The 6,783-nt window shown below is 66.1% G+C and carries 5 protein-coding genes; all 5 read left to right on the plus strand.

Translation table 11 applies throughout. The annotated features are described in order from the left end of the window. Positions 1-15 precede the first annotated feature (15 nt). Positions 16-528 (plus strand): hypothetical protein, encoded by a 513-nt coding sequence (locus ISN75_RS07225; RefSeq protein WP_167255768.1) that lies wholly within the window; start codon positions 16-18, stop codon positions 526-528. A 276-nt stretch (positions 529-804) separates the two neighbouring features. Further along, positions 805-1,725, plus strand: a complete 921-nt coding sequence (locus ISN75_RS07230; protein ID WP_210427791.1) for a hypothetical protein — start codon at positions 805-807, stop codon at positions 1,723-1,725. A 198-nt stretch (positions 1,726-1,923) separates the two neighbouring features. Next, on the plus strand, positions 1,924-2,724 hold the full coding sequence (locus ISN75_RS07235) for a TetR/AcrR family transcriptional regulator (RefSeq protein ID WP_343203597.1): 801 nt from the start codon (positions 1,924-1,926) through the stop codon (positions 2,722-2,724). 336 nt (positions 2,725-3,060) lie between these two features. After that, positions 3,061-3,270, plus strand: a complete 210-nt coding sequence (locus ISN75_RS07240) for an MbtH family protein (RefSeq protein ID WP_168648571.1) — start codon at positions 3,061-3,063, stop codon at positions 3,268-3,270. 168 nt (positions 3,271-3,438) lie between these two features. Continuing rightward, on the plus strand, positions 3,439-6,753 hold the full coding sequence (gene fabD, locus ISN75_RS07245; protein WP_343818913.1) for an ACP S-malonyltransferase: 3,315 nt from the start codon (positions 3,439-3,441) through the stop codon (positions 6,751-6,753). Positions 6,754-6,783: the final 30 nt, after the last annotated feature.

The raw sequence follows: 6,783 nt of genomic DNA on the forward strand, positions 1-6,783 counted from the left end.
GAAAGGAGTCATCGCATGACCTTCGTCAAATCCATCGCTGCAAGTGGTGTGCTGGCCGTTGGCATGTTGGCCGCCGCGCCGAGTTTCGCTTCGCATTTCACGCCGGACGGCACGTTCACGGCCACGGGTTCCACCAGTCTTTCGGCGCTTGGCGGCGCGATCAGGATTCCGTGCAAGTCCGTCTTCACCATCGTGGTGAGCGGCGGCGTGGGCGTCGTCACCAATGCCGTGTTCAGCCCCGATCCGGCCAACGGCAACAACGCGAACTGCAACAACCTGCAGGCGACCAACTTCAACTGGCCGTTGAACATCACCAGCGCCACCGGCGGCGTGGCCCAGAACGTCAAGGTGGTGGGCATCAACGGCAACCCGGTGACCTGCGGCGCCGGCCCGGTGCCGGTCACGCTGAGCAACGGCGTCGCCACCTTCAACGGCCAGCTCAATCCGGGCGCCTGCGCGGTGACCAGCAGCAGCCTGCCGGTGGTCAACACCGGTGGCGGCGCCACGCTGAGCATCGTGTATCCGTAATCAAGGAGCGGCATGGCGTTCCGGCTGGCAGGAGCCTGGCCGGGACGCGCCAGGGACGGCGTAGCTGGGATGCTTTTTCCGTCGTACCGCTGCGCAAGAGGGCGACCTCTTGCGCAGCCTTGATCTATCCGCGCCGCGATCGAGCGTCGTGCCGTAGCTGATTTTCAAGTGGGGAGCCGCTTGCAGGGCCTTTTGGCGCTCGCGGGCCCGGTGCGGCCGTGCCGGAATCCATGGCTTGCCATGCGCAAGCTTTCACTAGAAATACCGGAGATCACCATGTCAAAAACATTGAAGCTCTTCGGCATCGCCGCCGCCGGCGCGCTGGGCATCTGCGCGCAGACGGCGAGTGCCGGAACACCTTCGGGCGACTATGCGGTTTTCCAGCATTGCCCGTATCAATCGAACGACCAGGTCACCGCCTGCGTCGTTTCCACCATCACCTCGGGCTCGTTCAAGATCGGCAAGGCCACGGTGCCGATCACCAAGCCGATCGTGCTGCAGGGCGGCGTCAACAATATCGCCGGCCTCGGTGCGCTCTATGTTCCCGTCGATGGCGCGCCCGCCATGTCGGCCACGCCGCTGGAAGTGCCGGGCGGCCTGCTCGGCCTGATGGAACCGGACTCCACCTGGCCCGGACCGCTGGCGCAGGCGTTCTGGCATATCGTCAATACGGTGAATGACGTGTACGCCACCGCGGAGCCGGTGGGGCCGGCGCAGGCCAATCTGATCAACGCTTCCTTCCCGCCGTTGCCGCCGGAAGACCCCACGGTCATCCAGCTGCCGATCCGCATCCATCTGCAGAATCCCTTCCTCGGCAACACCTGCTATATCGGCTCCGCCAGCCATCCGATCGTGTTGAAACTGGTCGCCAATACCACCAGTCCGCCGCCGCCGAATACGCCGATCAGCGGCGTGCCGGCAGCGCTGTCCTTCCTCGATACGACGGACCCGGTCGGGCAGATCCTGATGGCCGATGGCGGCACCCTGGTCGACAACTCCTTCGCCGTGCCGAAGGCCGAAGGCTGCGGCAATACCTTGCTGCCGATCCCGATCGTCACGCCGATCCTGCAGGGCATCGTGACGGCCGCGGTCAACCTCAAGGAAGGATTGCCAGCCGCGGCAGGAAAGAACACGGCCATCATGAGCGGGGATACGGCGATCGGGCCGACCATCTACGTGCAGGCCAGCGAAAAGTAAGCCGGTTCCACGATTATCTTTGAATAAGCCGCCGGTTTTCACGGAATAAAACCCCTCTCCTTTGCCCGCGGGGATGGGAGAGGGGTTGCTCCCGCCGAAACGGCTATTCAATTCTGGATATTGAACTCGTTTTCATGCCGGTTATGGTCCGTCCGTGCTGGTAGGATCGGGCAGAACGGCAAAGGTGAGAATTTACGCGTGAATAGCCAAGTGACCGCGTCGGGAAATACCCGTATCCGCCTGTTGCAGGCAGCCGAAGCGCTGTTTATCGAGCGCGGCTTCGAATCCATGTCGCTGCGGCAGATCACCCAGCTCGCCGACGCCAACCTGGCCGCCGTGAATTACCACTTCGGCAGCAAGGAACTGCTGGTGCAGGAGCTGCTGTCCAAGCGGCTCGACCGCCTCAACCAGGAGCGCCTGCAATTGCTGGCCGCCTGCGAACAGGAGGCGGACGGCAAGCCGCTGCATGCGTCGGCCGTGTTGAGCATCCTGTTCGTGCCGGCGCTGCGGCTCAGCCGCGATCCCGCCGGCGGTCCTGCCTTCATGCGCCTGCTCGGCCGCGTCTACAGCGACGCCTCGCCGTTTATCCGCGACCATCTGCAGGAGCATTACCGCCCGATCTTCGGGCGTTTCTTCGAAGCGTTCTCGCGAGCGCTGCCGGAACTGCCGCGCAACGAACTGGGCATGCGCCTGCACTTCATCCTCAAGAGCTTGTCCGGCCTGCTCGCCGGCGAGGACATGGACGAACTCATCGCCTCGCTCGGCATGGGCGAAACCCTGAGCGATGCCGTGGTGCTGGCGCGCCTGATTTCCCTGCTGTCGCCGATGCTGACCAGTCCCTTCGGCAGTCCGGAACAGATCGAGATCGTCGAGCAGGTGATGGGGCAGGCCGACGCCGCGGCGAAAGCGACCGATGCCGTGCAGGCGGCCAGCGGCCAGGTGAGCCACAAATCGTTCGGCGTGCTGACCATGTTGAACGAATCGAACGACGGCGCCTGAGCGCCCGCCGCGGACGCTAGCGTTCGCGGCCCTTCCTGTTCACCAAAGAACGCATCGCCTACCAGTGAGCCGGGTGCGCGCGCACCGGTCGCGTACCTGCGCAATACGCCGACGAATCGGCGAAAACGCCAACTGCACACGGCAACGCAAAAACTTGCGGCTTGCAAAGCCGCGCGCATTGTTTGAAGAATCTACGAGGGGAGGGTCAAGCATGCCGCTCAGCGCGCCAGCAGGCGCGCGTGCCTGCCGCCATTCCTGCCGCATCAGCATCGTTTTCCATGGATCTGAAACGTCGTGCGCGCGTCCGCGCCAGGACGTCCCTCGTTAGGAGTACGCATGTCTACCGGTTCGCGCCCGTCGGAAACACTTTACGAAGTCGTGGTCAATCAGCACGGCCAGTACTCGACCTGGCCCGTGTACAAGGCGCTGCCGCAAGGGTGGGCGAAAGCGGGCAAGCAAGGGCCGAAGGCGGCCTGTCTCGAATTCATCGGAGCGACGTGGACTGACATGCGTCCGACGTCGCTCGGCGCCAGCGTGCGCCGCTAGCGCCGCGGCGCGGTTCGTTTTGCGTTACTGACGATCTGTTGGGGATCGTCATCGTGATGCCCCTTGGGGGAGGGGAGTTGGCTGCACGGTCAGCCATGGTTTCCGTGTGCGCACGGCCGTCACCGCGGCCGTGCAGCGGAGCCATGAGCCAGTATGGATGCGTCGCTCGTGAAAACCGTACTTTCGTTCGTGGGGCAGGGTACCCATCACGTGGGGATGGGGCGTGAATTGTTCGAAGGCGATGCATGCTTCCGCGCGAGCATGCAGCACGCCGACGGGGTGGTGCGCGAGCGTTGCGGCGAGTCCGTACTGGCCTTGCTGTATCCCGCGCAGAGCAGCCATGAACCGCTGACGCGCCTGCTGCACAGCCATGCCGCGATCTTCATGGTCGAGCATGCGCTGGCGACGTCGCTGCGCGAACGCGGCCTGCAGTTCGACCTGGTGCTCGGCTCCAGCCTCGGCACGTTCGCCGCCGCGGCCGCCGCCGGCTGGATCGATGCGGACGCCGCGCTGCTGGCGGTGATCGAGCAGGCGCTGGCGGTCGAAGCACATGCCGAACCCGGGCGCATGATCGCCGTGCTCGGCGATCCGCAGCTCTATCTCGACGCGGCGTTGCTCGCGCTGTGCGAAATCGGCGCGCGCAACTTCGCCAGGCATACGGTGCTGTCGCTGCCGGAAGCCAACGGCGAGGCCGTGGAATATCTGCTGCGCCAGCGCGGTATGAGTTTCCAGCGGCTGCCCGTGGCGTTTCCGTTCCACTCGCGCTGGGTCGACGCGGCGAAGGCGCCGTACGAAGCCTTCCTGCGCACGCTCGCGCCGAAAACCGGCCACCTGCCCGTCGCCTGCTGCACCGCGGGCGCCGTGCTGCCGGCGATGACGCCCACCGATTTCTGGTCCGTCGTGCGCGATCCCATCCGCCTGCCGGAAACACTGGCGGCGATCGGTGCGCCAGAGGGCCATCGCTATATCGACGCCAGCCCCGCCGGGACGATGGCGACGCTGCTGAAACACGCGCTGCCGGTCGGAGGCGCGCAGATCCGCCCGATCCTGTCGTCTTCCGGCGGCGATCTCGCGCGGCTCGATGCGCTGCTGCCCAGACCCGCGCGAACGGCAGCGGCAGGCAAGGGACAGGTAAGTAACGGACAACTACCGGAGTCACACCCCATGAAGGCAGTCATCTTTCCAGGCCAGGGTTCGCAATTCAAAGGCATGGGCAAGGAGTTGTTCCCGCTCTTTCCCGAGCAGGTGCGCAAGGCGTCGGAAATCCTGGGTTATTCGTTGGAAGATTTGTGCCTCAACGACCGCGACGGCCTGCTTTCCAAGACCCAGTACACGCAGCCCGCGTTGTACGTGGTCAACGCGCTGCACTACTACCAGGTGCAAGCCGGCGGGGCCACGGATGCGCCCGTCATCTTCGCCGGCCATAGCCTGGGCGAGTACAACGCCCTGCACGCGGCCGGCGTGTTCTCCTTCGAAACCGGCCTGCGGCTGGTGCAGAAGCGCGGCGAGCTGATGGGGCGCGCGAGCGGCGGCGGCATGGCCGCGGTGATGGGGCCGTCGGCGCAGGACCTGCGCGGCATGCTGCAGGAGCATCGCCTGCACGGCATCGATATCGCCAACCTCAATACGCCCACGCAGACGATCATCGCGGGCGACCACGAGGCGCTTGCGGCGGCGGCGCAATTGTTCGAGAAGATGCAGCTGCGCTACGTGCCGCTGAACGTCAGCGCGCCGTTCCATTCGCGCCATATGCGGCCGGTGCAGGCGGAATTCGCCGAGTTCCTGCGCGGCTTCAGCTTCGAGGCGCCGAAGGCCACGGTGATCGCCAATGCCACCGCACGGCCGTACGAAGGCAGCCGCATCGCCGACACCCTGGCCAGCCAGATCGCCACCCCCGTGCACTGGGTGGATTCGATCCGCTATGTGATGGGCAAGGGCGAGGTGGAGTTCCAGGAGCTAGGCGCCACGATCCTGTCCAAGATGGTGACGGAGATCCGCCGCACGCAGACGCCGATTTTCGACGACGAGGACGATGCCGCGCCGGTAGCGCCTGCCATCGTTCCCCGTGCCGATGACGCCGGCACGCCGGCGGAGTCCTTCACCGCACCGCGCGGCGAACCCGGCGCGATCGAAGCCTCCTCGCTGGGCAGCGCGGTGTTCCGCCGCCGACACGGCGTGCGCTACGCCTATATGAGCGGCGCGATGTACCGCGGCGTCGCCTCGGCCGAACTGGTGGTGCGCATGGGCAAGGCCGGCCTGCTCGGCTTCTTCGGCGCCGGCGGACTGTCGCCGGCAAAGATCGAGCAGGGGCTGCTGCGCATCAAGGCGGAGCTCGATGCGGGCCAGCCCTATGGCATGAACCTGCTCGCCAACTACGAGTACCCGGCGCAGGAAGAGGCGGTGGTGGATCTCTACCTGCGCCACGGCGTGCGCAACGTGGAGGCGGCGGCCTTCATGCAGATGACGCCGGCGCTGGTGCGTTTCCGCCTTAATGGACTGCGGCGCAACGCTGCAGGCGAGCTGGTGTGCACGCATCGCGTCATTGCCAAGGTGTCGCGTCCGGAGGTCGGGCGCGCTTTCATGAGCCCCCCGCCGCCGGCCATCGTCGAGCGCCTGCTCGAACGCGGCCTGGTCACGGCGGAGCAGGCGGCCTGGGCGCCGTCGGTGCCGATGAGCCACGACGTCTGCGTCGAAGCCGATTCCGGCGGCCATACCGACGGCGGCATCGTGGCGGTGATGCTGCCGCCGTTGATGAAGCTGCGCGACGAGCTGCAGGCCGCGCATGGCTATGCCGAGCCGATCTGCATGGGCCTGGCCGGCGGCATCGGCGGCCCCGAGGCCGCGGCCGCGGCCTTCCTGCTGGGCGCGGACTTTATCGTCACCGGCTCGATCAACCAGTGCACGGTGGAGTCGGGCATGAGCGCCGACGGCAAGGCGCTGCTGCAGGCCATGGACATCCAGGACACCGAGTACGCGCCGGCCGGCGACATGTTCGAGATCGGCGCGCAGGTACAGGTGCTGAAGAAGTCGGTGTTCTTCCCGGCGCGCGCCAACAAGCTGCTGTCGCTGTACCGCCACCACGAGAGCCTGGAGGACATTCCCGAGCGCACGCGCAAGCAGCTGGAGACGACGTTCTTCCGCAAGAGCTTCGGCGAGATCTGGGAAGAGACCCGCGCCTATTTCCGCTCGGTGGGCCTGGAGCACGAGATCGCCAAGGCCGAGGCCAATGCCAAGCACAAGATGGCCCTGGTGTTCCGCTGGTACTTCGCCTACTGCACGCGCATCGCCATGGAAGGCAAGGGCGAGGACCGCGTGAACTACCAGATCCAGACGGGCCCCGCGCTGGGCTCGTTCAACCAGTGGGTGAAGGGCACGGCGCTGGAGCCGTGGACCGCGCGCCACGTGGACGACATCGCCGTCCGCGTGATGGAAGGCGCGGCCGAGCATCTCAACCGTTCCTTCGCGCGGCTGCGCCGCGGCTGACAACGAATCGAAGCACAGGAAGGCACGCGC

Source organism: Dyella marensis, assembly GCF_049532885.1.
GTDB classification, from domain to species: Bacteria; Pseudomonadota; Gammaproteobacteria; order Xanthomonadales; family Rhodanobacteraceae; genus Dyella_D; species Dyella_D marensis.

Coding starts and splice junctions, on each gene's coding strand:
- ISN75_RS07225 (WP_167255768.1), top strand. CDS start 16: ATGACCTTCGTCAAATCCATCGCTGCAAGTGGTGTGCTGGCCGTTGGC.
- ISN75_RS07230 (WP_210427791.1), top strand. CDS start 805: ATGTCAAAAACATTGAAGCTCTTCGGCATCGCCGCCGCCGGCGCGCTG.
- ISN75_RS07240 (WP_168648571.1), top strand. CDS start 3,061: ATGTCTACCGGTTCGCGCCCGTCGGAAACACTTTACGAAGTCGTGGTC.